The organism is Stenotrophomonas sp. STK16_22 (genome assembly GCF_051984505.1).
Classification (GTDB): Bacteria; Pseudomonadota; Gammaproteobacteria; order Xanthomonadales; family Xanthomonadaceae; genus Stenotrophomonas; species Stenotrophomonas maltophilia_A.
On sequence record NZ_CP196972.1, the window covers coordinates 1,215,639 to 1,241,552 of the forward strand.

At 66.7% G+C, this 25,914-nt stretch carries 21 protein-coding genes; 5 read left to right on the plus strand and 16 right to left on the minus strand.

All coding sequences use genetic code 11. From position 1 onward, the window contains the following. Positions 1-93: 93 nt before the first annotated feature. The 11 genes from mdcH to ACSYAO_RS05615 form a co-directional block, all read right to left on the minus strand. Positions 94-1,014, minus strand: a complete 921-nt coding sequence (gene mdcH, locus ACSYAO_RS05565) for a malonate decarboxylase subunit epsilon (RefSeq protein WP_197655874.1) — start codon at positions 1,012-1,014, stop codon at positions 94-96. Further along, positions 1,011-1,868, minus strand: coding sequence for a triphosphoribosyl-dephospho-CoA synthase MdcB (gene mdcB, locus ACSYAO_RS05570; protein ID WP_197655875.1), 858 nt, complete (start codon positions 1,866-1,868; stop codon positions 1,011-1,013). The genes mdcH and mdcB overlap by 4 nt, the downstream gene beginning before the upstream one ends. Next, on the minus strand, positions 1,865-2,506 hold the full coding sequence (mdcG, locus tag ACSYAO_RS05575) for a malonate decarboxylase holo-[acyl-carrier-protein] synthase (RefSeq protein WP_197655876.1): 642 nt from the start codon (positions 2,504-2,506) through the stop codon (positions 1,865-1,867). Before mdcG ends, mdcB begins: the two co-directional genes overlap by 4 nt. Then, positions 2,499-3,203, minus strand: a complete 705-nt coding sequence (mdcE, locus tag ACSYAO_RS05580; RefSeq protein ID WP_197655884.1) for a biotin-independent malonate decarboxylase subunit gamma — start codon at positions 3,201-3,203, stop codon at positions 2,499-2,501. Before mdcE ends, mdcG begins: the two co-directional genes overlap by 8 nt. Before the next feature lie 2 nt (positions 3,204-3,205). Further along, positions 3,206-4,114 carry a biotin-independent malonate decarboxylase subunit beta gene (locus ACSYAO_RS05585; RefSeq protein WP_197655877.1) on the minus strand — a complete coding sequence of 303 codons (909 nt, stop codon included), beginning with the start codon at positions 4,112-4,114 and terminating at the stop codon, positions 3,206-3,208. Continuing rightward, positions 4,111-4,431 (minus strand): malonate decarboxylase acyl carrier protein, encoded by a 321-nt coding sequence (gene mdcC / locus ACSYAO_RS05590; RefSeq protein ID WP_197655878.1) that lies wholly within the window; start codon positions 4,429-4,431, stop codon positions 4,111-4,113. Before mdcC ends, ACSYAO_RS05585 begins: the two co-directional genes overlap by 4 nt. A 10-nt stretch (positions 4,432-4,441) precedes the next feature. Beyond that, positions 4,442-6,085: a malonate decarboxylase subunit alpha gene (gene mdcA, locus ACSYAO_RS05595; RefSeq protein ID WP_197655879.1), complete on the minus strand. Its 1,644-nt coding sequence runs from the start codon at positions 6,083-6,085 to the stop codon at positions 4,442-4,444. Positions 6,086-6,307: 222 nt separating this feature from the next. Further along, positions 6,308-8,515, minus strand: coding sequence for a TonB-dependent siderophore receptor (locus tag ACSYAO_RS05600; protein ID WP_197655880.1), 2,208 nt, complete (start codon positions 8,513-8,515; stop codon positions 6,308-6,310). Between the two features lie 268 nt (positions 8,516-8,783). Continuing rightward, positions 8,784-10,484: a malate dehydrogenase (quinone) gene (gene mqo, locus ACSYAO_RS05605; RefSeq protein WP_121503932.1), complete on the minus strand. Its 1,701-nt coding sequence runs from the start codon at positions 10,482-10,484 to the stop codon at positions 8,784-8,786. A 228-nt stretch (positions 10,485-10,712) separates the two neighbouring features. Next, positions 10,713-11,159, minus strand: a complete 447-nt coding sequence (locus ACSYAO_RS05610; RefSeq protein WP_197655881.1) for a GNAT family N-acetyltransferase — start codon at positions 11,157-11,159, stop codon at positions 10,713-10,715. Between the two features lie 182 nt (positions 11,160-11,341). Then, positions 11,342-12,247: a LysR family transcriptional regulator ArgP gene (locus ACSYAO_RS05615; protein WP_010483397.1), complete on the minus strand. Its 906-nt coding sequence runs from the start codon at positions 12,245-12,247 to the stop codon at positions 11,342-11,344. A gap of 138 nt (positions 12,248-12,385) precedes the next feature. Here ACSYAO_RS05615 and ACSYAO_RS05620 point away from each other — a divergent pair, with 138 nt between their 5' ends. Together ACSYAO_RS05620 and ACSYAO_RS05625 are read left to right on the plus strand one after the other, a co-directional pair. Further along, positions 12,386-13,021 (plus strand): LysE/ArgO family amino acid transporter, encoded by a 636-nt coding sequence (locus tag ACSYAO_RS05620; RefSeq protein WP_005408523.1) that lies wholly within the window; start codon positions 12,386-12,388, stop codon positions 13,019-13,021. Positions 13,022-13,188: 167 nt separating this feature from the next. Further along, positions 13,189-15,171 carry an alpha/beta hydrolase family protein gene (locus ACSYAO_RS05625; RefSeq protein ID WP_197655882.1) on the plus strand — a complete coding sequence of 661 codons (1,983 nt, stop codon included), beginning with the start codon at positions 13,189-13,191 and terminating at the stop codon, positions 15,169-15,171. Positions 15,172-15,229: 58 nt separating this feature from the next. Here ACSYAO_RS05625 and ACSYAO_RS05630 read toward each other — a convergent pair whose 3' ends face one another. Both ACSYAO_RS05630 and ACSYAO_RS05635 read right to left on the minus strand, forming a co-directional pair. Further along, positions 15,230-16,984, minus strand: coding sequence for a peptide MFS transporter (locus tag ACSYAO_RS05630; RefSeq protein ID WP_032127610.1), 1,755 nt, complete (start codon positions 16,982-16,984; stop codon positions 15,230-15,232). A gap of 79 nt (positions 16,985-17,063) precedes the next feature. Then, positions 17,064-18,212: a DUF1624 domain-containing protein gene (locus tag ACSYAO_RS05635; RefSeq protein ID WP_197655883.1), complete on the minus strand. Its 1,149-nt coding sequence runs from the start codon at positions 18,210-18,212 to the stop codon at positions 17,064-17,066. A gap of 200 nt (positions 18,213-18,412) precedes the next feature. Here ACSYAO_RS05635 and ACSYAO_RS05640 point away from each other — a divergent pair, with 200 nt between their 5' ends. From ACSYAO_RS05640 to ACSYAO_RS05650, 3 genes are all read left to right on the plus strand, one after another. Further along, positions 18,413-20,377, plus strand: a complete 1,965-nt coding sequence (locus ACSYAO_RS05640; RefSeq protein WP_032127608.1) for an OPT family oligopeptide transporter — start codon at positions 18,413-18,415, stop codon at positions 20,375-20,377. 214 nt (positions 20,378-20,591) lie between these two features. After that, positions 20,592-22,670 carry an alpha/beta hydrolase family protein gene (locus ACSYAO_RS05645; RefSeq protein WP_149909369.1) on the plus strand — a complete coding sequence of 693 codons (2,079 nt, stop codon included), beginning with the start codon at positions 20,592-20,594 and terminating at the stop codon, positions 22,668-22,670. 141 nt (positions 22,671-22,811) lie between these two features. After that, a complete protein-coding gene (locus tag ACSYAO_RS05650) occupies positions 22,812-24,056 on the plus strand; it encodes a DUF819 family protein (protein ID WP_032127606.1) in 1,245 nt (414 codons plus the stop codon). A gap of 226 nt (positions 24,057-24,282) precedes the next feature. Here the strand turns inward: ACSYAO_RS05650 and ACSYAO_RS05655 are convergent, their stop codons facing one another. From ACSYAO_RS05655 to minD, 3 genes are read right to left on the minus strand one after another with little or no spacing between them, the layout of a single operon-like run. Further along, a complete protein-coding gene (locus ACSYAO_RS05655) occupies positions 24,283-24,762 on the minus strand; it encodes a hypothetical protein (RefSeq protein WP_049398895.1) in 480 nt (159 codons plus the stop codon). A gap of 47 nt (positions 24,763-24,809) precedes the next feature. After that, a complete protein-coding gene (minE, locus tag ACSYAO_RS05660) occupies positions 24,810-25,070 on the minus strand; it encodes a cell division topological specificity factor MinE (protein ID WP_004148073.1) in 261 nt (86 codons plus the stop codon). A gap of 2 nt (positions 25,071-25,072) precedes the next feature. Beyond that, positions 25,073-25,882, minus strand: a complete 810-nt coding sequence (minD, locus tag ACSYAO_RS05665) for a septum site-determining protein MinD (protein WP_010483375.1) — start codon at positions 25,880-25,882, stop codon at positions 25,073-25,075. Between the last annotated feature and the right edge of the window lie 32 nt (positions 25,883-25,914).

Below are 25,914 nucleotides of genomic sequence, written 5' to 3' on the forward strand. Positions count from 1 at the left end.
GACACGTGACTCACGTACAGCGCGGATGGAGACCCGCCATCCCGGGGTAAGGCGACGTACTGCGTGTTGCGTGATACGTACTGCTCGAACCCGTTACTGCAGCCGCTCCAGCGCGCTGCGGACCCACGCCGCGGCGCCTTCAAGGCTCTGGAACTCTTCCACCGCGCGCACTTCGCAACACGGATAGGCCGGCGCGATCATGCGCGCCAATGCGTTGCCCGGGCCCAGCTGCAGGAACACCCGCGCGCCACGCTCGAAGGCCTGGCGCATCACCTGCGCCCATTCGATGGTCTGCGCGAGCTGCGCCGACAGCGTGTGGACTGCCGTTGCGCGATCCCGCACCGGTCGCGCATCGATGCCGGCCAGCAGCGGCAGGCGTGGGGCCTGCAGTGGCGAGGCGTCGAGTGCGGCAGCGAACGGTGCGACCGCCGCTGTCAGCAACGGTGTGTGTGCAGGCACGTGCACCGGCAGTGGACGGATGTCCGCACCCTGCGGCCGCGCGGCATCGGCCAGCCGCTGCAATGAGGCGTGCGTGCCGCCCACGATGAAATGGTCCTGCCCGTTGGCGATGGCCACGTGCGCTCCGTGCAGATCGCACAGCGGCTGCAGTACATGGCGTTCCAGGCCAAGCACTGCCTGCAGGCCTGCATCGGCGGGGCTGGCACTGTCCATCAACAGCGCGCGCTGCGCAGCCAGGGCAAGGCAGGTGGCCGCATCGACGCCGCCGGCGATGGCATGTGCGGCCAGCTCGCCGATGCTGTAACCCGCGATCACCGTCGGCGTTGGCAATACCTCGCGCAGGCCCTGCCAATGCGCCAGGCTTGCTGCGCACAGCAGTGGTTGCGCCCGCACATTGTCGAAGTGGTCGTCGGCCGCCGCAGCGGCGAATACATCGCGGCCGAGCAGTTCGCTCGTGGCATCGAGCACCGGCCGCGCGGCAGCCAGATCGCGCACGCGATCGAACATCGCCGCGTGCTGCGCGCCTTGGCCGGGGCAGAGCAGGGCCAGGCTCATGCCTGCTCCTGCTGCAGCAGGAACACGCTGCAGGCCAACAGGTCTGCGCTGCCGCCCGGGCTCAGCCGGCGCATGACGAAGCCGTCACCGATGCGACGCAGATGTACCTGCCAGTCCGGCGCGAAGGTGCCACCGGCGTCCAGGAAGGTGCGTGCCTGCCGCTGGGCCCAGCGCAGGCCGTCGGCGCCGCCGCGGTGCAGCAGGTTGAGGTCATCCACGCACGCGATCAGCTGCATCAGGGTCTGGCACATCGCGGCCTCGCGCGGCAGGCCGCTGGCCAGTGCGTGGCGCAGGGCAGGCAGTGCCACTTCGCGCAGCAGCGGGTAGCCGGCGGCCGCTTGTTCGCGCACACCTTGCACGCCGTGCCGTGCACGCGCGCGCTGGCCAGGGCTGTTCGCATCCAGAGGCGCGTCGGCGAGCTCGGGCGCCCAACGGCGCACTTCCTGGCAGACCTGCTCGGCTGCGGCGACACGGCCCGCGCGGCCCCAGCAGGCAGCGGACGCGGCCACCAGCAGGCCAAGGCTGAAGATCGCACCGCGATGGGTGTTGATGCCCGCAGTGGCGTGCAGCATCGATATCTCGGCGGCGATGCCATGCCGGCGCAGCGTCTGGAACGGCGCCGCGCCGGCACCGGCGTCGGCCACGGCGATGAAATAGTGGCGCAACGCGAACAGGCTGCGCAGGAAGGTGCCGGCATCCATGTCGTGGTGGCTGCCGCGATCGAACGGTGTAACCAGTCCCGGTTTGGGGGCAAGGGCCAGTTCGGCGTGCAGGCTGGCGATGGCAAGGCGCCCCAGGCGCGCGCTGTCCACCGCCGGGGTGGACCGGGCGACGCGCTTCACGACGGCGTTCATGCGACAACTCCAGTGGCGTTGAACAAGGCCTCGCGCAGTTCCAGAGCGGCACCATCAATGCGTTTGACCAGTACTTCGCGGCTGCGACCGGCGTATTCGCGCCAGTTCACCGCGCCACCATCCACCAGGCACAGTTCGCCATCCACGCGATGCCCATAGGCGCTTTCCCAGTGCTGCAGGCGTTCGACCAGCAGGTCGGCCTGGCGCGCGTCATCCACCTGCCACAGCAGGTCGATGTCCGAGCGCGGGTGCACATAGGGCAGTCCGGTGAGGTGCTGCCATGCGAAGGCGCCGAACACGCGGGCCGGTGCAAGCCGCAGCATTGCCTGCAACGCCGCCTGCCAATCCGCCGGAACGCCGCCGGCGAGAACGTGATCCAAGGGTGGGGGAGGCTGCAGCTGCTGGACGTCCTGCAGGGCCACGCGCAGCGCCAGCCGTTGCTTGCCTTCGCTTGGCGGTAGCGGTACCCCCAGGCGCAGCCGAGGGTCGGGGTCGTCCGCCGCACAGCGCGCCACCATGGCCGGCAGGCCCTGCGCGAACCACGCTGCCAGGCGTGGTTTCTGTGCAGTCACGTCAGCCCGCCAGTCGGCATCGGCCGACAGCCAGGCCAGCGTGTGGCGGGCGGGCCGCTCAGGCATCGCCGTGGGCCACCGCAGTCGAAACCCCTGCCGCCAGGGTACGACCGCCGCGCTGTGCGCCGCGTGCGGCACGCAGGTCGCCTTCGGCGGGCGTGCGCAGCGCCTGCAGCAAGTGCTGGGCAAGATCCCCCTCCCACAGCGATTCCACCGCACCCATCGCCACGTAGTTCTCCACGCCCGGCGCGAACACCGGCGAGGTCTGGCTGAGTGCCTGCAGTTTCTCCAGCGGTTGCTTGGTCACCCGCGCCATCGCGCGCAGGTCCATCACCCGCACCTGTGCATCGGGCAGGGCGTGGATGTGGTCGGCCATCAGGCCGAACGACAGAAAGCCGCCGCTGACCGACTCGCCATAGACCAGGGTCACCAGCCGCGCACCGCGTCGGCGTGCCAGATCCAGCGTCTGCGCCAAGTGAGCGAAGTAGCCGTTGATGCCAAGCAGTTCGTCGCGCCGCGCCAGGCGCTGGCCAGCGGTGTCCACCAGCATCACGATCGGTCGCTGTGGAAGCGCGGCGGTGCTGGCAAGCACGGCTTTGGCCAGTGCCAATGCGTGGTCCACGCCGACTTCGAGTTTGTCGGCGGTACCGATCACGGTCACCTCGCCATCCTCGGTGGTGGCGCTGCCGGTCAGCACCGAATCGTTCACCGCAATGGCATGCCCATGCGGGAACAGGGCATCGAGCAGGGTCTGCAGCGGCATGCTCATGGCAGGCTCCGGTCGGCGGTGGCGATGAGGAACGCATCGGTGTCGAGCAGCGGCAGTCGCTCGGGGGCAGTGATACCCAGCCGCGCCCAGATCTCCAGGCCATCGCGGCAATCGCCCCAGGCCTGCACGCGCGCCTTCAGTGCCGCATGGCGTTCCTGCAGCGCGGCCAGTGCAGTATCTGGATCGGTGCTGCTGGTATCGGGCTGCAGCGCATTACTGGCAGCCTGCGCGAACGCCTCGATGGCATCGGGCACCAGCACCTGTGCCTGGTCGATCAGGTAGCGGTGCTTGCCTCCCGTTATGCGCCAGACCAGCGCGCGATCGCGGGAATCGAACTCTTCCACACCACGCACGGTCTCGATTACTTCCGGCCCGGACAGTGACAGCCGGCCTTCCTCGGACATGACCACCGTGCTGCAGCAGCGGGCGACGATGCCCATGCCACCGAATGCGCCGTTGCCGCTGCCGATCAGCGCCACCACAGGGACGCCTGCAGCGCGCGCATCCAGCGTGGCGCGCATGATCTCGGAAATGGCGATCAACCCCGCGTTGGCTTCGTGCAGGCGCACGCCGCCGGTATCGAGCAGCAGCAGCACACCGTCAGGTCGGGTTTCTGCTGCACGGTGCAGCAGCCCGGTCAACTTGGCGCCGTGCACCTCGCCCACGCCGCCGCCCATGAATTCACCCTGCTGTGCGGCCAGCAGCACGCGTCGGCCGCGCAGTGTGGCTTCGCCGACAACGATGCCGTCGTCGAACGCCGCGGGCTGGTCGAGCTGTGCCAGGTGCGGGCTGATCATCCGCCGCGCCGGGCCGAGGAATTCGCGGAACGAGCCGGCGTCGGCCAGGCCGGCGATGCGCTCGCGTGCATCGGCTTCGTAGTAACTGTGGCGCTGCGTCCGGCTCATCGTGGATCTCCAGCAAGCAGGGTTTCCACCGCCTGGCCCAGGCGCAGGCTGACCACCGCCGGGGTCGCACCGGCATCATTGATCGAGACGCGTACATCGCGCAGCGGATGGCGCTGTGCGAAATCACCGATCACCGCCTCCCATACGCGGCCAAAGCCCTGCGCGGCGGTGATGATGCGCACCGTCATCGCGCCGTCCAGTGCGGCCGGTTCCAGCAGGATTTCCAGGTTGCCCGAGGCCAGTACGCCGACCAGCACTGCATCGCGCGGAAACTGCACCGCCGTGTGTCCTTCGAATCGATAGTCGAGGGTTTCCATGCTCAGCCCCTTACCAGTTGCGGAAGCGCTTGGGCGGGTCGTACAGGCCGCCGGACCAGCGCACCAGGTCCTTCACCGAACGCGCCGCAAGCAGGTCACGGCTGGCATCGCGCACGGAGATGCCGAGGTCATCGGGACGGCGGATCACGCCGCGGTCGCGCAGGTTCTCCACCATCGCGCGGTCGCGCCCCATGCCCACGGCGGTATAGCCGGACACGCCGCGGATCGCCTGTTCGCGCTCTTCAGGGGTGCGGCACAGCAGCAGGTTGGCGATGCCTTCTTCGGTCAGTACATGGCTGACGTCGTCGCCATAGATCATCACCGGTGGCAGCGGCATGTCCGCGCGCTCGGCCAGCTCCCAGGCGTCCAGCCGATCGACGAAGGCCGGTGCCATGTGTTCGCGGAAGGTTTCCACCATCTGCACCACCAGCTTGCGGCCACGCGGCATCTCACCGGGGCGTGCGGCCTGCTGGCCGGCCTTGACCCAGGCCTCGCTGGCATGGCGGCGGCCACGTGCATCGGAGCCCATGTTCGGTGCGCCACCGAAGCCGGCGATGCGGTCGCGGGTGGCGGTGGAGCTGTTGCCCTGCAGGTCGATCTGCAGGGTGGAACCGATGAACATGTCGCAGGCATACAGGCCGGCGGTCTGAGAGAACGCGCGGTTGGAGCGCATCGAGCCATCGGCACCGGTGAAGAACACATCGCTGCGTGCGGCGATGTACTTCTCCATGCCCAGTTCGGAACCGAACGAATGCACCGATTTGACGAAGCCCGATTCGATCGCCGGAATCAGTGCGGGGTGTGGATTGAGGGCCCAGTGCTGGCAGATCTTTCCCTTCAGCCCGAGCGATTCGGCGTAGGTCGGCAGCAGCAGCTCGATGGCCGCGGTGTCGAAGCCGATGCCATGGTTGAGGCGGTTGACGCCGTACTCGGCGTAGATGCCCTTGATCGCCATCATCGCCATCAGCACCTGGATCTCGGAGATCTGCGCCGGGTCGCGGGTGAACAGCGGCTCGATGTGGTTCGGCTTCGGGGCCTGCACTACGAAGTTGACCCAGTCAGCAGGGATATCGACGCGGGGCAGGGTGTCGACGATCTCGTTGACCTGGGCGATGACGATGCCGCCACCGAACGCGGTTGCTTCGACGATCACCGGGGTGTCTTCGGTGTTGGGGCCGGTATAGAGGTTGCCGTGGCGGTCGGCCGCCTGCGCGGCGACCATCGCTACGCGGGGCGTGAGGTCGATGAAGTAGCGGCCGAACAGTTCCAGGTAGGTGTGGATGGCACCGATCTGGATGCGCCCTTCGGCCACCAGGTTGGCCAGCCGCACCGATTGCGGGCCGGAGAACGAGAAGTCCAGCTTCGAGGCGATGCCGCGTTCGAACACATCCAGGTGCGAGGGCAGCGACAGCACCGACTGCACCATGTGCAGGTCATGCACCCGCGCGGGATCGAGGTCAGCCAGGCACTGGGCGAGGAAGTCGGCCTGCTTCTGGTTGTTGCCTTCCAGGCAGACCTTGTCGCCCGGCTCCAGCAGCGCGTGCAGCAGCTCGCCCACGTCGGTGGCGGCGACCTCACGTCCCCGGGCCCACTGTGCGGCACGTTCCAGGCGGGCCTGGCGGCTGCGTTCCAACGTATCCCAGCTCGGGTTCATCGACCGGCTTCCGATTGGTGTCGATGTAATTACGGCATAATTACAGTCGGGCATGCAACCCGCACTGCAGCAAAAAGAAGGGCCCGCGCGAAGGCGGGCCCATTCAGATTGAAATGGAGGATGACCCGCATCGATCGGGGTAGTGCCGGCCGCTGGCCGGCTCCGCGTCATCGATGCATCGCTTGGAGCCGGCCAGCGGCCGGCACTACCGTTTCTGGTGGCTCAGAACTTCCAGCGCAGGCTGGCCGACACGAAGCGCGGTTCGCCGTAGTTGTTGTAGTCCAGATTCGCCCAGTAGGTCTTGTCCAGTGCGTTGCGCACGCTCAGCGTTGCCGTCCAGTTGTCGCTGATGCGGTAGTTGGCGTTGAACTGCACCAGCATGTAGGCCGGCTGGTTCACCGTCACCGTGCCGCCCAGCGGGTAGGCGATGTTGTAGCCCTGCACCTTGCTCTGCCACTGCACGCCACCGCCAACGCTCAGGCGTTCCAGCGCACCGCGCAGCTGCAGCTGGGTGTTGAGCTGCAACAGATCCTTCGGCGGGTTGGCGTACAGCAGATCGGTGGCGGCGCGGGTGACCTTGACGTGGGTGTAGCCGGCATTGACCATCCAGCCCGGCAGGATCTCGCCATTGACGTCCATCTCCCAACCGCGCGCCTTGGTGCCGTTGACGCCGACGTAGGCGGAGGTGCCATCGCTCAGCGAACCCTCCGGCACGCCCATGTCACGCACCGCGTAGTTGTCCTGCTTGGCTTCGAACACGGCGGCATTGGCGGTCAGGCGGCCATCGAACCACTGCGTCTTGATGCCCGCTTCCAGGTTCGAGCCCTGTACTGGCGCCAGCAGGTTCTCGTTGCGGTCCTTGAAGTTCTGCGGGTTGAAGATCTCGGTGTAGCTGGCGTACGCCGAGACGTTCGGCGTGATGTCGTAGACCAGGCCCACGTACGGGGTGACTTCATCACTCACCTTGTATGCACCGCTGGTGCCGGTGTAGGCGCCTGCGGCGTTGTAGGAGCGGCTGAGGGTTTCCCAGCGGCTCAGGCGTGCGCCGGCAATCAGCGACAGCGGATCGGCCAGGCGCAGGCGGGTGGCCAGGTAGATGCCACTCTGCGTGGTCTTGGCCACGCGGCGCGCGCCGGTACGGCGGTAGGTGACCTCGGAGATATCGCCGTTCCAGCTGTACACGTTGGGAATGTAGTAGCAGCGTTCGCGTGCACCCGTGGCGCTGACACACGTTGCCCAGTCGGCCGGGAAGTTCAGTGCCAGGGTATTCGTCGTGCCTTCCAGGTCCGACCACTGGGCCCCCACAGTGAGGTCGTGGTCGCGGCCGAACAGATCGAAGCTGCCGGTCAGGTAAGCATCGACGTTGCGCCGGGTGTCCTTCGAATCACCGGCGGCCGCGCGCAGGAAGATGCCCGAGCCGGTCACCGGGTCCGGGTTGCCGGTGCCGTACAGGCGCACATTCTGCACGTTGCCGCGGGTGTAGGCGGTGTTGATCTTCAGCAGCCAGTTGTCGCCGAAGCGCTGTTCCAGGTTGGCGAAGGCAGTGTTGCTCTCGCGCTTCCAGTAGCTCCACTTCGGCGACAGGTTGGTCGAGCGCGGCAGGTGCGCAAAATTGCCCTGGTTGTCGAAGAACGGCACGGTGCCCCAGGTCGAGCCGGTCGGATTGTTGTCCTGGCTCTGGTAACCGAGGGTGATCGTGGTGCTGTCGGTGACGTCGCCTTCCAGCACCGCCATGCCGGCCATCTTGTTCTCGTCGTAGCGGTCGTAATACAGGCCACGATCGGTATAGGCGGCGACCACGCGGCTGCGGAAACGGCCGTCATCGGTCAGCGGCGCGGTCACGTCCGCCTCCATGCGCCGATAGTCCCAGCTGCCGGCGCTGACCGCGAACGAGGCATCGAACTCCTTGCCCGGCCGCTTGCGCAGCAGATTCACCGTGGCCGACGGCACGCCGGCGCCGCTGAGCAGGCCGTTGGCACCGCGGATCACTTCGATGCGGTCGTAGAAAGCGGTGTCGTATTCCTGGTTGGTGGAACCGCTGTAGGTGGGAATGCCATCGACCTGGAAGTCGGTGATGGCGAAGCCGCGTGCGTAGTACAGCGGGCGCTGGGTGTCATAGAAGGACACGCTTACGCCGGTGACGTTGCGCATCACGTCGTTGATGCTGAACAGCGATTCGTCCTGCAGGCGCTTCAGGCTGATCGCAGTGGCCGACTGCGGGGTTTCCTGCAGTGTGATCGCCAGGCGGGTGGTGCTGGATGGCGGAGCGGACTGCTCGGCACGGACGCTGACCCGGTCCAGGGTCTTGGCGTCGGATGCATCGGCGGCGGCCTCGGCGAACGCCGGAGACGCGACCAGCGCGAGCGAAGAGAGCAGGGCAGCCGGCAGCAGCGCGCGGCGGGGCAGGCGGTTACGGAACGTCAGGGACATGGTGGGTTCGAAGCTCGGAGACGGGAAGGGGGCGGCAACAGTCGTCCAGCACCCGGGGCGGCGGCTTCGGGCACATCAGGTCCATCTGGGAGGGGCGCGGTCACTGCGCAGGGCGCAAATGTAAATAATTCTTAACAACATTACAATTCGCGTCATTGTGCATAGGATTCCCGGCGCCGGGCATCGCTTTCTGCAGCAGGGAGCGGCCCAAACGCGAACGGCCACCCGAAGGTGGCCGTCCGTGTCTGCTGCAGGGAATCTGCCAGGCTTACAGCGCCTGCAGTTCCTCGTTGGCGTTGCGCTTTTCCTTGGCTGGTGCCGGAACCGCTGCCGGCACCACCGCAGGAGCGGGCGATGCCGCGTCCGCATCCACCGGCACCTCCAGGTACGGCAGGCGCAGGGTCTGGCTGGTCAGCGTGCGGATCTCGTTGACCAGCGCGGCGTTGTCGTTGAGCTTGCGCCCGTACGACGGCACGATCTCGCGCAGGCGGGTTTCCCAGCCGGCCTTCATCTGGTCCGGGAAGGCCTTGGCCATCAGGTCCAGCATGATCGGCGGCGAGGTCGATGCACCCGGCGAGGCACCGAGCAGGGCGGCGATGGTGTGGTCCTTGTCGGTCACGATCTCGGTACCGAACTGCAGCACCGGGCCCTTCAGCGGATCACGCTTGATGATCTGCACGCGCTGGCCGGCGGTGACCAGCTTCCAGTCGCCCGGCTTGGCATTGGGGAAGTACTTGACCAGTTCGGCCTGGCGATCAGCATCGTTCAGGCGTGCCTGGGCCATCAGGTACTGCACCAGGTCCAGGTTGTCCTTGCCCACTTCCAGCATCGGGCCAACGTTGTTGTGGGTGACCGAGGAGTACAGGTCCCACCACGAGCCGTGCTTGAGGAACTTGGTGCTGTACAGCGCGAACGGCCCGAACAGGACCACCGGCTTGCCGTCCAGCTTGCGCGCATCCAGGTGCGGCACCGACATCGGCGGCGAACCGGTTTCGGCCATGCCGTAGGCCTTCACACCGTGGCGCGAGGTCACGTCCTGGCCCTGGAAGGCGAGGAACTGGCCACCGACCGGGAAGCCGGCGTAGTCCTTCGATTCCGGAATGCCGGACATCTGCAGCAGCTTCAGCGCGGCGCCACCGGCACCGATGAACACGAAGCGGGCGTGGGTGGTGGACTCGGTTCCGGCCTTGAGGTCCTTTACCGTCACGTTCCAGCTCTTGTCAGCGTTCTGCCGCAGTGCGCTCACTTCGTGGTTCAGGTGCAGGCTGAAGTTCGGGCTGCGCTGCAGGCCGGTGGTCAGCTGGCGGGTGATCACTCCGAAGTTGACGTCGGTGCCCAGCGGCATCCAGGTCGCGGCGACCTTCTGCTTCGGGTCACGGCCTTCCATCAGCAGCGGTGCCCACTGCTTGATCTGTGCCGGATCCTCGGAGTACTGCATGCCGTAGAACAGCGGATTCTTCACCAGGGCCTGCTGGCGCTTGTGCAGGTAGGCGATGTTGTCATCGCCCCAGACGAAGCTCATGTGCGGGGTCGGGTTGATGAAGTCGCTGGGCTGGCTCAGGCGGCCTTCCTTCACCTGGTGCGACCAGAACTGGCGCGAGACCTCGAACGATTCGGCGATGCCGACCGCGCGCTTGGTCTCGATGCTGCCGTCGGGCAGTTCGGGGGTGTAGTTCAGTTCGGCGAAGGCCGAGTGGCCCGTGCCGGCGTTGTTCCAGCCGTCGGAGCTTTCACCGGCGACGCCGTCGAGGCGTTCGTAGACCTGGATGTTCCAGTCCGGCTGCAGTTCCTGCAGGTAGGTGGCCAGGGTGATGCTCATGATGCCGGCGCCGACCAGCACAACGTCGACGGGCTTGTCGTTGCTGGCGGCGGGCACCGAGCGCTGGGTCAGCGGCCAGTACAGGAACAGCGCGGCGGCCAGCAACAGCAGCACGAGCAGGGCGAGCAGGGCCTTGCCAAATTTCTTCATGGGGGCGGGATCGTTGGCGGAGGGGAAGGGGTCAGGATGCGCGTGGGGCAGGGAAAGGGCGTGAAGAAACAACGCCTTGCGCCATCCATCCGCGATTCTAACCGGATCCGGTCCGTTTTTGATGCAACGCAGCATCCGACGTTTCGCGGCCCCGTCACGTGAGCGGCGGGCCCAAGCCTGGCGATCGTAGCCCCAGTAGCGCCAGGCCATGCCTGGCGACGCCTTCAATCAGACCAGCTCCAGAATCTCGTCACCGGCCTCATCGATCTCGCCGGTCGGACGCCAGCCCAGGCGGCGGTAGAAGCCGTGCGAGCGCGAACGCGGGTCGGCCGAGCAGGCCAGGAACAGGCGCCGGTGGCCCGCATCGCGGGTCAGGCTGACCACTTCCTGCAGCAGCTGCCGACCGACGCCACGGCCTTCGTAGTCCGGCAGCAGGGCCAGCACCAGCACCTCGCCGCTGTCGCGGTCGGCGAAGCAGTAGCCGGCCATGCGTTCGCCTTCCCAGGCAACGCGGCCGATCGAATCGCCCTGGGCGATGCCGGCCGCCCAGCTTTCCGGCGTGATGCCCAGCTCCGCCAACTGCGCGGCACTGAAGCCGTTCTCGCGGGTGCGCCCGCGCAGGTCGATGCAGGCGGCGGCATCTTCGGGGCGCGCATCGCGGACGAATACAGGCATGCAGGGCATCCTTGCAGTGATCGGCCGACCAGTATCCGCATCACGCATGGACCCGGTGTGGAGACTTCGTGGAGATTGGATGGAGCAAAAAGGGGACGGAGGGGATTAAGTCGTCTTTGCCCAGAATGTCGTTTGGGCCTTAAACGACTTAATCCCCTCCGTCCCCTTTTTGCGGCGCTGCCTCAGCGCTTGCGCCGCACCAGCGCTGAGGAGGCATCCAGCACGGCGCGGGTCAGCAGGGCCATGGTCTGGACGTCACCCTTCCAGTGCTGCCAGTACAGCGGCACGTCCTCCCACGCGCGCTGGCGTACGTAGACCAGGCGGCCGGCGTCCAGGTGCCGTTTGACCAGCGGCAATGGGTTCATGGTCCAGCCCATGCCGCCCAGATTGGCCTGCACGAAGGCGCGGGTGGAGGGAATCCACCAGGTCGGCGCGGTGCTGGGCAGGTCGTCGCCGGCCATGCGCCGGGCAAAGCGCGACTGCATTTCGTCCTTGCGGTTGAACACCAGCACCGGCGCCTGCGCCAGCGCCTGCGCGGTCACGCCCTTGGCAAAATGGCGTTCGCGGAATTCGGGGGTACAGGTGGCGGCGTAACGGATGCTGCCCAGCGCGTGGATCTGGCAGCCCTGCACCGGCTCGTCCAGCGTGGTCACCGCACCCAGCACCGTGCCCTGGCGCAGCAGTTCGACGGTGTGGTCCTGGTCCTCCACGCGCAGGTCCAGGGTGGTGCCGGTGCTCTGTGCGAACTGCGAGGCGGCCTGCGGGAACCAGGTTTCCAGGCTGTCGTGGTTCACCGCCACCGGAATGCTGGCCTGCGGCAGGTCCTCATCGGCCAGGCCCATCCGGTGCAGGGCGTCGTGCTCGAGCAGGGCGGTCTGCTCGGCCAGCTGCACCAGCACCTGGCCCTCGGCGGTGGCGGTGGCCGGGGTGCCGCGCTTGACCAGCAGGCGACCGACCCGGTCCTCCAGTGCCTTGACCCGCTGCGAGATGGCCGAGGGCGTGACATTCAGCGACTGCGCGGCGCGGTCGAAGCTGCCTTCGCGGATCACTGCGGCGAGGGCGCGCAGCTGGGCATGGTCGATACGCATCGAATTAAGTTCCGCTAATGTTGGTTTAGGAAGTTTAGCTCGTCTTTTTCATGTTGCGGCGCGACAATGGCGCCCGTTCCGGTGCTGTCCGCCTTCGCGAGGCACCGTCCCCCCAAGCAAGCAAAGGCACTGAATCCCATGTTCTCGGTCATCTCCGCCAGCACCGGCCTCGGTGCCTGGTTCTCTGGTGCAGCTACCGGCATCGGCCTGTTCGCCGTGGTCGGGGCCCAGAGCGCCTTCATTCTGCGCCAGGGCATCCTGCGCAAGCACATCGTGCCGGTGGTTGCCACCTGTGCGGCCATCGATGCGATCTTCATCTTTGCCAGCGTGGCCGGCCTGCGCACGCTCACTTCGGCGCTGCCGTGGCTGACCACCGCCGTGCTGTGGACCGGCGTCGCGTTCCTGGCCTGGTACGCCATGAAGTCGGCACGCCGTGCGATTGCCGGTGGCGGCGGCATGGGCGAGGCTGACAGCGACGACGGCAGCCGCCGCGCGGTGCTGATGGCCGCGGTCGGCTTCTCGCTGATCAACCCGCACTTCTGGCTGGACATGATGGTGATCGGCTCGATCGCCGAGAACTTCGGCAACGCCCGCATGGCCTTCGCCGCCGGTGTGGTGACTGCCAGCTGCCTGTGGCTGACCGCGCAGGGCCTGGGCGCACGCCTGCTGGCGCCGCTGTTCACCAAGCCCAGTACCTGGCGCGTGCTCGACGGCACCATCGCCGTGATCCTCAGCATCCTGGCCCTTACGTTGGCGGTGCGCGGGGTCCACTGACCCGGCGCACGCCCCCCGAACCCACGTCCTGACTCTCTCTCCAAGGTAGTGGTAACGACGGCACCGGCAACGGTGCCGTCGTTTTTTCTGCCGATGTGGCGCGGCAAACGGTCACGTGCCTAGAATCGTGCATCCGGACAGGGTGTCCGGTTTTCCATGGGGGAAGGATGCGCAGGATTGTGCTGGCTGTACTGTTGGGCGCGGTTGTGGGTGGGGCATCGGCCGCAACGCTGGACCTGGATCGCTATCTGCGGCAGGAGTCGTTTACCGACATCAAGATTTCACCAGGGGGCGAGTACATCGCCGCGACGGTTCCGCTGGAGGCGGGAACCGCATTGGCGATCTACCGCATTGCCGACATGAAGATGGTCGGCAGCTTCCGCCCGCCCCGCAACGATCACGCGCACACCTTCGACTGGGTCAGCAACGAGCGGCTGCTGGTGGGCATGGCACAGAAGTTGGGCGTGCTGGACCGGCCGACGCCGACCGGTGAACTGTTCGGTATCAATGCCAACGGCAAGGGCGGCGAGCTGCTGGTGGGGTACCGGGTTGCCGACCAGAGCCTGGGCACCAACATCAAGGTCAAGCCGGCAGGCCTGGTGGCCGCCTACCTCAGTGATGAGCTCAAGGACGATGACCGCAACGCGCTGGTGACGGTGATCCCGCTGGTCGGCAGTTCGCATGCGCAGGTCGAGCGCATGGACGTGATCACCGGTCGCCGCAACGCCGTGGCGCGCGCTCCCATTCCCGATGCGGACTTCACGACCGATGAGCAGGGCGAGGTGCGTTTCGCACGCGCTGTCGTTACCGATGGCACGCAGAAGCTCTACTACCGCACGGGCAGCAACAGCGACTGGGTCCTGCTCAATGATGAATCCCTGAGCAAGCGCATCGAGGCGCCGCTCGGCTTCTCGGCCGATGGTCGCCTGGCGTACCTGCAGGTCGAGCAGGCAGATGGACCTGATGCCATTGTCAGCTGGGACCCCCAGAGCAATGAACGACGCACCGTGCTGCGCGATGGGAGTGCCGACCCGGCGCGCATCATCCGGCGCCCCGGCAGCCGCGTGCCAGTCGGGGCCCTGTTCCTTGGCAGTGCGCCGCGAACGGCATTCTTCGATGACGCCTCGGACGACGCTCGCCTGTACCGCAGCCTCGAAGCCGGCCTGGGCGGAGCGGTCTACATCACCTCCAGCACGCGCGATGGCAAGACGGTGCTGGTGGAAACCTGGTCAGGCAGCAATCCGGGCGATTTCTATCTCTATGACACGGTTGGCAAGAGTGCACGGCACCTGATCAGCCGCAGTGACTGGATCGACCCCGCGCTGGCGGCGGAGGTGCGTCCGATCAGCCTGACGGCCCGTGATGGGCGTCCGCTGCATGGCTTCCTTACCGTCCCGCATGGCCGCGAGGCCCGTGCGCTGCCGATGGTGGTGGTGCCGCACGGAGGTCCGATCGGTGTTGCCGACCAGGGCGCCTATGACACCGAGACACAGATGCTGGCGGCGGCAGGTTACGCGGTACTGCAGGTGAATTTCCGCGGCTCTTCCGGCTATGGCCGGGCCCACATGCAGGCCGCGCGAAAGCAATGGGGGCTGTCGATGCAGGATGACGTCACCGATGCCACGCGCTGGGCGATCGAACAGGGCGTGGCCGACAAGAACCGCATCTGTATCTATGGGGCCAGTTACGGTGCCTATGCGGCGATGATGGGGGCGGTGCGCGAACCGGGCCTGTACCAGTGCGCGGCCGGCTATGTCGGCATCTACGACCTGCCGTTGATGTACGCCCGCGGAGACATCCAGAGCGATGAGTCAGGCCTGGCCTACCTGCGGAACTGGCTGGGATCGCCCAAGGATCTTGCAGAGCGTTCCCCGGTGAATCTGGCCGCGCAGGTGCGGGTGCCGGTATTCCTGGCCGCGGGTGGCCAGGATCAACGTGCGCCGATCGTGCACAGCGAACGCATGGAAGCTGCGTTGAAGAAGGCCGGCACGCCGGTGGAAACCCTGTACGTCAAGAATGAAGGGCATGGTTTCTATTCCCCTGCCAACCAACGTGCGTACTACAGCAGGTTGCTGGCCTTCCTCTCGCGCAGCCTGGGCGGCCAGGTGGCCGGGCAGGCCGCACCTGCGGAGAAGAGCAGCGCGCCCTGAACAAGCCGGGGGCGGCGGATGATCGATCCGCCGCCCCCGGAGTTCGCCTGCATCAGGCTTACTTGACCCCGTGCATCATCTTCTTCAGCAGCGGCGCGGCGATGAAGGCGGCCAGCGCACAGCCCAGGCCGATCCACATCAGCAGCCAGAACAGGTGCGCATAGGCGCCGGCAGCGGCCACCATGTCCAGCGATTCGCCCTCCGGCACCTCGATCGCGGCCAGCTTGCCGAACAGCGCGGCCAGCGTTTCCGAGAATGCGGTGGCCAGGAACCAGGTGCCCATCATCAGGCTCATCACCCGCGGCACGGCCAGCTGGGTCACTGCCGACAGGCCGACCGGCGACAGGCACATCTCACCGCTGGCCAGCAGGAAGTAGGCCAGCACCAGCCACCACACGCTGGCCATCTCGCCGGTGGCGCCGACCTGCTGTGCGGCCAATGCCAGCGGCACGAACGACAGCGCGCCGATCACCAGGCCCCAGGCCGATTTGACCGGCTTGCCCGGTTCCCAGCCGCGGCGGTCCATCCACGTCCACAGTGCGGCGAAGGCCGGCGCCAGCAGCACCAGGAACAGGCCGCCGAGGTAGGTCAGCGAGCCGGCGGTCTGCGGAATCACCAGGCAGTCGCGCACCAGCAGCACCAGCATCAGCACGACGATGGCGGCGAAGAACGTTCGCGGCGCAGATGAGCCCGGACGGCGCTCGGACAGCCGCGCGCTGACCACGAAGCCCAGCGGCGCCAGCAGCAGCGAGATGATCGACCACGGCAGCGGGGTACCGCCGGTGATCACCAGCGAGGGCACGATGTCCTTGGTCAGCAGGCGGTCGGTGAAGGTCACCCAGGAGCCATACGACTGCTCGTACATCGTGAAGAACACCAGTGCCATGAAGATCAACACCATCAGCGCGACCATCTGCTGGCGCTGCACCGGCGTGCACTTGCTGCCGGTGAACCAGGCGAACCAGACCAGCACGCCGCCCAGCACCACCAGCATCAGCATCAGTGCCAGGCTGATTTCACCGCCCAGCGCGAACGCGCCGTTGCCGGCCGCCCACATCAGCCACGCCACCGGCAATACACCGAGCATCGCGCACAGATAGATGAGCCATTCGCGCGGCAGGCCCAGCACCTTCTGCTTCAGCGCGGCCGGCTGCGGCGGCTCGGCGTGGCCCTGCAGGTACTTCTGGCCCCACAGGAACATCGCCAGGCCGGCCAGCATGCCGATGCCGGCCGCACCGAAACCGTACTTCCAGCCATAGGCCTCGCCGAGGAAGCCGCACACCAGCGACGAGAACAGCGCGCCGAGGTTGATGCCGGCGTAGAACAGCGAGAAGCCCGAATCACGGCGCGGATCGTCCTTGGCGTACAGCTTGCCGACGATGGTGGAGATGTTCGGCTTGAGGAAGCCGACGCCCATGATGATCAGCGCCAGCGACAGGTAGGTCACCGCCAGTGCCGAGGTGTCGCGCACCACTTCGCCGTTGACCCGATAGGCGGCGTGGCCCTCGAAGGCCATGCCGAGGTGGCCGAGCACCAGCAGGATGCCGCCGAACAGCACCGCCCGGCGCATGCCCAGCCAGCGGTCGGCCAGCATGCCGCCGAACACCGGGATGCAGTACACCAGGCCGCCATAGGCACCGAGCAGGTCCAGGCCGGCCTTGTCGCCGAACAGGTGGTACTTGGTCAGGTACAGCAGCAGCAGCGCCTTCATGCCATAGAAGGAGAAGCGCTCCCACATTTCGGTGAAGAAGCAGACGTAGACGCCCTTGGGATGGCCCAGGAAATCGTCGGAAGCGATAGCGGTGGAATTCATCGCGGAATTATAGGCCTGTGGCCCGATCCGCTTTCAGTAGATCCACGCCATGCGTGGATTGCCGGACTGGCCTGGGCGATCACAGGTACCGCAGCCACGCCAGATCGCGCCTTCGTGCCTTGAACCGCGCGAACGCCCGTGTCGGCGGGTACAGCACCACCGCCAGCGCACAGGCCACCAGCAGCAGGCCGGCCACCGAATCCAGTGCGTACAGATCACCGTGTGTCGGCCCCCAGATCGCCAGCGCGGCCAGGTACAGCCCCTTCAGCACATACAGGTGCAGCAGGTAGAAGAACATCGGCGCGGCGCCGACATCGGCCAGCGGGCGCAGCGCACGCGCCAGTGGCGGCCATTCGTACAGGCGCAGCAGCAACAATCCCACGCCCAGCGTCAACAGCAGGAACTGCAGCGACGGCGGGTACTTGGTGATGTTGAACACGCTCATCCAGGTGCGCAGCGTGCTGGTCTGGTACTGCCACGGTGCATCCCCGTACTGGTTGGCGAACCGCAGCAGGGCGAACAGGGCCAGCGCGCCGACGCCTGCGCACAGCAGCCAGCGCTGGCGTTGCGCCGGGTCGCGGTCGCGGGCGAACCACGGCCCCATCAGGTAGCCCAGCGCGATTACCCCGATCCACGGCAGCACCGGGTAGGAAGTGCGCAGGCGCAGCGCGCCGGTCTCGATCCAGTCGCGCTGGTGCAGCACTTTCCACAGCATCGCCAGCAGACCGTGGCCTTCCACTCGCACGCCGTCCAACAGGTTGTGCCCGGCCACCAGCGCGACTGCCAGCACCAGCAGGGCCGGGCGCGGCAGCCACAGCAGGCCGGCCAGCGCGATCATGCTCAGGCCGATGGCCCAGATCACCTGCAGGTACAACGTGTCCGGCGGCAACTGGAAGGTCCAGGCGAAGTTCACCAGGGTCAGTTCCAGCACGACCAGGAACAGCCCGCGCTTGAGCAGGAACGTGGCGGTGGCCCGGCGCGGATCCGCCTGGCGCTGGCCGTACAACCAGGCCGACAGCCCGGTCAACAGGACGAACACGGGCGCACACAGGTGGGCCAGCAGACGGCAGGCGAACAGCGCAGGGGAGACCGTCGATGCGTCCATCGGGTCGCTTACCTGATGCTGCAGGAAGAAGGTCTCGCGCACGTGGTCCAGCAACATCAACAGCATCACGGTGCCGCGCAGCTGGTCGATGGAGGCCAGGCGAGGGGAGGGGGAAGGGGGCATGCGATGCAGTAACAGCAAGGTAGAATTAAGATATAACATATCATTTGCTCCGCGCCCAGCCGGACTTTGCCGGGTCGGTCGATTGCCGGTCCACGTACGGGCCCATTGCGCTGCAGCACACGCCCCCATCCTTTGGCACGCTGGACTTGATCTGCCCTGAACGCTAGCGTGGCAGGGATTTTTTGCCAGCAGGGGCTTCCATGAACCACGACGCTGCGCCCAAGCAGCTCACCTTCCGCGCAGTGGCCCTGGCCATCGTGCTGGCGGTGGTGCTGTCGGCCGCAAACGCCTACCTCGGTCTGTTCGCAGGCCTGACCATCGCCACCGCCATTCCCGCCGCGGTGATTTCCATGGGCGTGCTGCGCCTGCTGGGCGGTGGCTCCATCCTTGAAAACAACATCGTGCAGACCGGCGCCTCGGCCGGTTCGTCGATCGCCGCCGGTGTGATCTTCACCATCCCGGCGCTGGTGATCATGGGCTACTGGCCGGACTTCAAGTACTGGTGGGTGCTGGGCATCGCCGGCCTCGGTGGCCTGCTGGGCGTGCTGTTCTCGGTGCCGCTGCGCCGTTCGATGATCGTTGAAGACCCGCTTCCGTTCCCGGAAGGCAAGGCCGCGGCCGAAGTGCTCAAGGCCGGTGAGAACCCGGGCCCGGGCCTGAAGATCCTCGGCCTGTCGGCAGTCATCGGTGCCTTCGTCAAGCTGGCCGCGGAAAGCGGCATGCGCCTGATTCCCGACGCCTGGGCCACCTCGGCCTACGTCGGCAGCTCCAAGGTCACCGCCTTCATCGGTACCAACCTGTCGCCGGCACTGCTGGGCGTGGGCTACATCGTCGGCCTCAACGTCGGCATCGTGGTCGTGTCCGGCTCGATCCTGACCTGGCACATCGCCATTCCGATCTACCAGGCGTTCTTCATGAACACCGATCCGGCACTGGCCGCGTCGGTCGCCACGGCATCCTCCACCGAAGCGGCGTTCGCCATCTGGGGCGCGAAGATGCGCTACCTGGGTGTCGGCGCAATGCTGATCGGTGGCATCTGGACCCTGATCTCGCTGCGCAAGTCGCTGCTCAATGGCGTCAAGAGCGGCTTTGCCGCCGCCCGCAAGAGCGGTGGCCCGGTGCTGGCGCACACCGAGCGCGACCTGCCGATGAAGTGGATGCTGGTGGCCCTGGTGGTCTTCGTGCTGCCGCTGCTGGCCCTGTACCAGGCCATCGTGGGCCAGTGGCACGTGTCGATCCCCATGACCATCATCATGATCGTTGCCGGCTTCCTGTTCGTGTCGGTCTCGGCCTACCTGGCCGGCTTGATCGGTTCGTCCAACAACCCGGTGTCGGGCATCACCATCTCCACCATCCTGTTCGCCTCGGCCGTGCTGGTGGTGCTGTTGGGCGCCGATGGCCTCAAGCCGGTCGGTGCCGGCGGTGCGCCGCTGGGCGCGGTGGCGGCGATCATGATCGGCGCGGTGGTGTGCTGCGCCGCAGCGGTTGGCGGTGACAACCTGCAGGACCTCAAGGCCGGCTATATCGTAGGTGCCACCCCGTGGAAGCAGCAGCTGATGCTGGGCATCGGTGCCTTCTCGTGCGCGCTGATCATGGCCCCGGTGCTGAACCTGCTGGCCACCGCCTACGGCATCGGCGTGAAGTCCGAGCTGCACCCGAACGCGCTGGCTGCGCCGCAGGCCAACCTGATGGCCTCGGTGGCCAAGGGCCTGTTCGGTGGCGAACTGCCCTGGACCTTCATCGGCATCGGTGCCGTGGTCGGTGCCGCCATCATTGCCTTCGACAGCTGGCTGAAGTCGCGCAACGCACGCTTCCGCGTGCCGGTGCTGGCCGCCGCCATCGGCATCTACCTGCCGCTGGAGCTGATGGTGCCGATCTTCCTCGGCGGCCTGATCGCCCACCTGGTCGAGCGCTTCCACAAGGTGCGCGCCGATGACGAAGAAGGCCGCGACCGCGTGCACAAGCCGGGTGTGCTGTTCGCTGCGGGCCTGATCACCGGTGAGGCACTGATGGGCATCGCCATCGCGATTCCGATCGTGGTCAGCAGCCGCGCCGACGTGCTGGCCGTGCCGTTCCACCTGCCGGGCGCGCAGTGGATCGGCCTGGCCGTGCTGTTCCTGGTGGGCTGGCTGATCTACCGCACCGGCAAGTACACCAAGGCGTAAGGGACGGGTAGTGCCGGCCGCTGGCCGGCAATCCCGGAATCCCGTGATACCCCTGGTTGCCGGCCAGCGGCCGGCACTACCGCAAACCGCGCTACGGCGCGGTTTGCTTTTTCTGGCGGCGGGGCCAACCCCGCGGGCAGCCATGACCGATGGCCTTGGCAGCCCCGGCCGCACGGGCCTAACATCGGTTTTTTGCCGTCCTGCGGAGACCCCGATGAAACTGCGTCATGCCCTGCTGCCACTGAGCCTGCTGGCTGCCCTGCCCAGCGTTGCCGCTGCCCGTGGCCTGGAAGTCCGCGACATGGTGGCCATGGACCGCGTCTCCGCGCCGGTACTGACCACGGACGGTGGCACTGTGGTGTTCGCCAAGCGCAGCGTGGACGCCAACCTGAAGGCCTCCACCGCGCTGTTCGCGCGCAACCTGCGCACGCGTGACGCCGCTCCGCCGAAGCAGATCACCCCGGCTGGCTGGAGCGTCAATTCCGCGTCGCTGTCGGCCGATGGCCAGACCGTGTATTTCCTCAGTGCCAAGAACGGCAGCCAGCAGCTGTACGCGCAGCCGATCAACGGCGGCACCCCGCGCCAGCTGACCGACTTCCCGGTGGACGTGGACAGCTACCACGTGTCACCGCAGGACGACCGCGTGCTGTTCAGTGCCGGCGTGTTCCAGGCCTGTGCCTCGGACCTGGCATGCACCGAGAAGAAGCTGAAGGAAAAGAAGGACGCCAAGGCCAGCGGCCAGGTGTGGGATTCGCTGTTCGTGCGCCACTGGGATACCTGGAACGACGGCCGCCGCAACACCCTGTTCGTGGCACCGCTGCCGGCAGCCAAGGCCGGCGCGGTCAAGGGCGCCTCGGCGCTGAGCGCGACCATCGACGGCGATGCACCGTCCAAGCCGTTCGGTGGCAATGACGATTTCGCGTGGTCGCCGGATGGCGCCAGCGTGGTGGCCAGCATCCGCGTGGCCGGCAAGCAGGAGCCGTGGTCGACCAACTTCGACCTGTACCGCTTCGACGCTGCGGGCAAGCAGGCGCCGGTCAACCTGACCGCCTCCAATCCGGCCTGGGATGCCGGCCCGGTGTTCAGTGCCGACGGCAAGACCCTGTTCTACCGTGCGATGAAGCGCCCGGGCTTCGAGGCCGACCGCTTCGGCCTGATGGCGATGGACCTGGCCAGCGGCAAGAGCCGTGAGATCGCGCCGCAATGGGATCGCTCGGCTGGCGGCATCACCCTGTCCGCCGACGGCGCCAGCATCTACACCACCGCCGATGACCTCGGCGAGCACCCGCTGTTCCAGATCGACGTGGCCAGCGGCAAGGCCACCAAGCTGATCGGCGACGGCAGCGTGACCTCGGTCGACGTGGCCGGCACCAGCGTGGCGATCACCCGCAACAGCCTGAAGAGCAACGACCAAGTGCTGGTCGGCCTGCTGCCGGCCGCCGGCGAAGCCATCGGCGAGCTGCGCGCGCTGACCCCGGCCGCTGGCGACGTGCTCAAGGACGTCAGCTTCGGTGACTACGAACAGTTCGAGTTCAAGGGCTGGAACAACGACACCGTGCACGGCTATGTGGTCAAGCCGCACAACTACCAGGAAGGCAAGTCGTACCCGGTCGCGTTCCTGATCCACGGCGGCCCGCAGGGCAGCTTCGGCAATGGCTGGAGCTACCGCTGGAACCCGCAGACCTATGCAGGCCAGGGCTACGCCGTGGTGATGATCGACTTCCACGGTTCCACCGGCTATGGCCAGGCCTTCACCGATGCGATCAGCCAGCACTGGGGCGACCGTCCGCTGGAAGACCTGCAGAAGGGCTGGGACGCGGCGCTGAAGAAGTATTCCTTCCTCAACGGTGACAAGGCCTGTGCGCTGGGCGCCAGCTACGGCGGCTTCATGGTCAACTGGATCGCCGGCAACTGGAACGGCCCGTTCAAGTGCCTGGTCAACCATGACGGCGTGTTCGACCAGCGCATGATGGGCTACGCCACCGAAGAACTGTGGTTCACCGAGTGGGAGCAGGGCGGTACGCCGTACCAGAAGGCGGCGAACTACGAGAAGTTCAACCCGGTCAACCACGTGGCGGACTGGAAGAAGCCGATCCTGGTCATCCACGGCCAGCAGGACTTCCGTATTCCGGTCGAGCAGGGCCTGGCCGCGTTCACCGCCGCCCAGCGCCAGGGCATCGAATCGAAGTTCCTGTACTTCCCGGATGAAAACCACTGGGTGCTGAAGCCGAACAACAGCATCCTGTGGCATGACACCGTCAATGCCTGGCTGAAGCAGCACATCGGCAACTGATGACTGCAGCGCCGCCCTTCGGGGCGGCGCTTTTGTTTCGCCATCTGCTGTACCGGTGGGTGCCGACCGTTGGTCGGCACACCTTCCTGATCTGCCGCCCACAGCAGCCGGCCAGCGGCCGGCTCTACCCAGAGCGCCTGCATGCCCTCGACCGCCCTGATCCAGAACGACATCGTCGTCTTCGGTTTGATCGCCGCCACCCTCGGCGCCGTGTTCTGGACCGCCTCGCGCGAGCAGGGCCTGTGGAAACGCTTCTACACCTTCGTGCCGGCACTGCTGCTGTGCTACCTGATTCCCGGCATCTACAACACCGTCGGCCTGATCGACGGTCAGAACACCAAGCTCTACAACCCGATCGCACGCGACATCCTGCTGCCGGCAGCGTTGATCCTGCTGACCCTGGCGGTGGACATCAAAGGCATCCTGCGGCTCGGCCCGAAGCTGGTGCTGATGTACCTGGGTGCGTCCGCCAGCATCATGCTGGGTGCGGTGGTGGCTTTCCTGGTGATGCGCGCGCTGCATCCGGAAACGGTGGCCGGTGACACCTGGGCCGGCATGGCCGCACTGGCCGGCAGCTGGATCGGCGGCGGTGCCAACATGCTGGCGATGCGCGAAGTGTTCGACGTCAACGCCACCACGTTCGGCCAGTTCGCGGTGGTCGATGTCGGTGTCGGTTACGTGTGGATGGCCGCGCTGATCTTCCTGGCCGGGCGCGCAGCGAAGATCGACGCGCGCAGCGGTGCCGACACGTCGGCCATCGATGAGCTGAAGGAGCGCATCGCGCGCTTCCAGGCCGAGCATGAGCGCGTTCCCAGCCTCACCGACCTGATGCTGATCGTGGCAGTGGCCTTCGGCGGCGTGGGTCTGTCACACGCGATCGGTGCGCCGCTGGCAGCATGGTTCAAGGCCAATGTCAGCTGGGCCTCGCAGTTCAGCCTGGATGCGCCGTTCGTGTGGGTGGTGGTGCTGTCGACCACGCTGGGCCTGAGCCTGAGCTTCACCCGTGCACGCACGCTGGAAGGTGCGGGCGCCTCGCGGCTGGGTTCGCTGCTGCTGTACTTCCTGATTGCCTGCATCGGCATGCAGATGGATCTGCTGGCGCTGCTGGACCGCCCGTGGCTGTTCCTGCTCGGCCTGATCTGGATTGCCGTGCACATCGCGCTGCTGTGGTGCCTGGGCAAGCTGCTGAAGGTGCCGTTCTTCTATTTCGCGATCGGTTCGCAGTCGAACATCGGTGGCCCGGCTTCGGCGCCGGTGGTGGCTGCAGCGTTCCATCCGGCCCTGGCGCCGGTGGGCGTGTTGCTGGGCACGATGGGCTACGCCACCGGCACCTACCTGGCCTACATCGTCGGCATTACCCTGCGCGCGCTGGCAGGGCAGGGCTGATGGGGTAGTGCCGGCCGCTGGCCGGCAACCAGGTAATGCTGCACGGGTTCATGAGGTTGCCGGCCAACGCCCGGCACTACCGGTGCGTTACGCCACCGGCAATCCGCGTTCGATCAACCACGCCTTCGCGTCTTCGGCGTCCTGCTCGAACCGCGCCGAGTGAAAAGAGGGGCGCCGCAAGGTCCGGCGCGTCGCCACGCGCCCGTGGCCAACCGCGCCCGCGGCTTTACGCCACCGGCAACCCGCGTTCGACCAGCCACGCTTTCGCGTCTTCGGCGTCCTCTTCAAACCACGCTTTCGTAGACCCCAGCCGATACGTATACCCCCAGGCATCCATGTCGGCCATCAACCGCGCACTGCCAACGCCAGGCAGCTGCCCGGCCAGCACGATCTGCAGGTAGCAGGTGGCATCTTCCTCGGCCACCGAGTCGGTGGCGTCGGTATGCACCTGCGCACGCCGCTCCGGCGGCAGCACGATCAGATGGCAGGCTTCGTGCAGCATCGAGTGCACGGGCGTGTCATCGCGCACGTACACGTTGCTGGCGATGATGCCGGCCTCGGGCTCGCCCCAGTAGCTGCCGGGAATCGGTTCACCGGCCGCGACGTGGTGCAGCTGCAGGCCATGCGCGGCGAGCAGGCACTGCGCATCAGCGAAGGCGATGTCGCCCACGCAGGTGATGTCCACGGCGGTTGTTGTATCGGTCATGCGGGTCAGGCAGCCCCGCTCGTGCAGGCACGGGCGGGGGCAGAGCTTCAGGGTTTGTCCGGGCCTTCAGGCAGCGCCACGGAGATGTCCAGCACATCGTGCTGGCCATCCTTCACCAGGTCGACCTTCACTGCATCGACGTCGATGTTCACGTACTTCTTGATCACTTCCAGCAGCTCGCGCTGCAGCAGCGGCAGGTAATCGGGGCCGCCGCGGTTGCTGCGCTCCTGCGCGATGATGATCTGCAGGCGGTTCTTGGCGGTTTCGGCGGTGGTCTTCTTCGCTTTGAGGAAATCAAACAGGCCCATGCTTACCCTCCGAACAGCTTGCTGAAGAAGCCCTTCTTCTCGACGTTGGTGAAGCGCATCGGGCGTTCTTCGCCGAGGATGCGCGCGACGGCGTCGTCGTAGGCCTGGCCGGCTGCGGACTCGACATCCAGGATGACCGGCTCGCCCTTGTTGGAGGCGTTGAGCACGTCACCCGACTCGGGGATCACGCCAATCGCCTTCAGGCCGAGCACTTCCTCGACGTCGGCGATGCTGAGCATCTCGCCGCTTTCCACGCGCAGCGGGGTGTAGCGGGTCAGCAGCAGGAAGGCCGGCACGTCCTGGCCGGACTCGGCCTTGTGGGTCTTCGAGTCGAGCAGGCCGATGATGCGGTCCGAGTCGCGCACCGACGACACTTCCGGGTTCACCACCACCACCGCACGGTCGGCGAAGTACATCGCCAGGAAGGCGCCCTTCTCGATGCCGGCCGGGGAGTCGCAGATGATGTAGTCGAAGCCGTCGGCGGCCAGGTCCTTCAGGACCTTGCCCACGCCTTCCTGGGTCAGTGCGTCCTTGTCGCGGGTCTGCGAGGCGGCCAGCACGTACAGGTTCTCGAAGCGCTTGTCCTTGATCAGGGCCTGCTTGAGGGTCGCTTCGCCGTGCACGACGTTGACGAAGTCGTACACCACGCGGCGTTCGCAGCCCATGATCAGGTCGAGGTTGCGCAGGCCGACGTCGAAGTCGATCACCGCCACCTTCTTGCCGCGCCGTGCCAGGCCGCAGGCCAGGCTCGCGCTGGAAGTGGTCTTGCCGACGCCGCCCTTGCCGGAGGTGACTACGATGATTTCAGCCAAAGGACTTCTCCTGATGATTCTGTTTGGGTGCT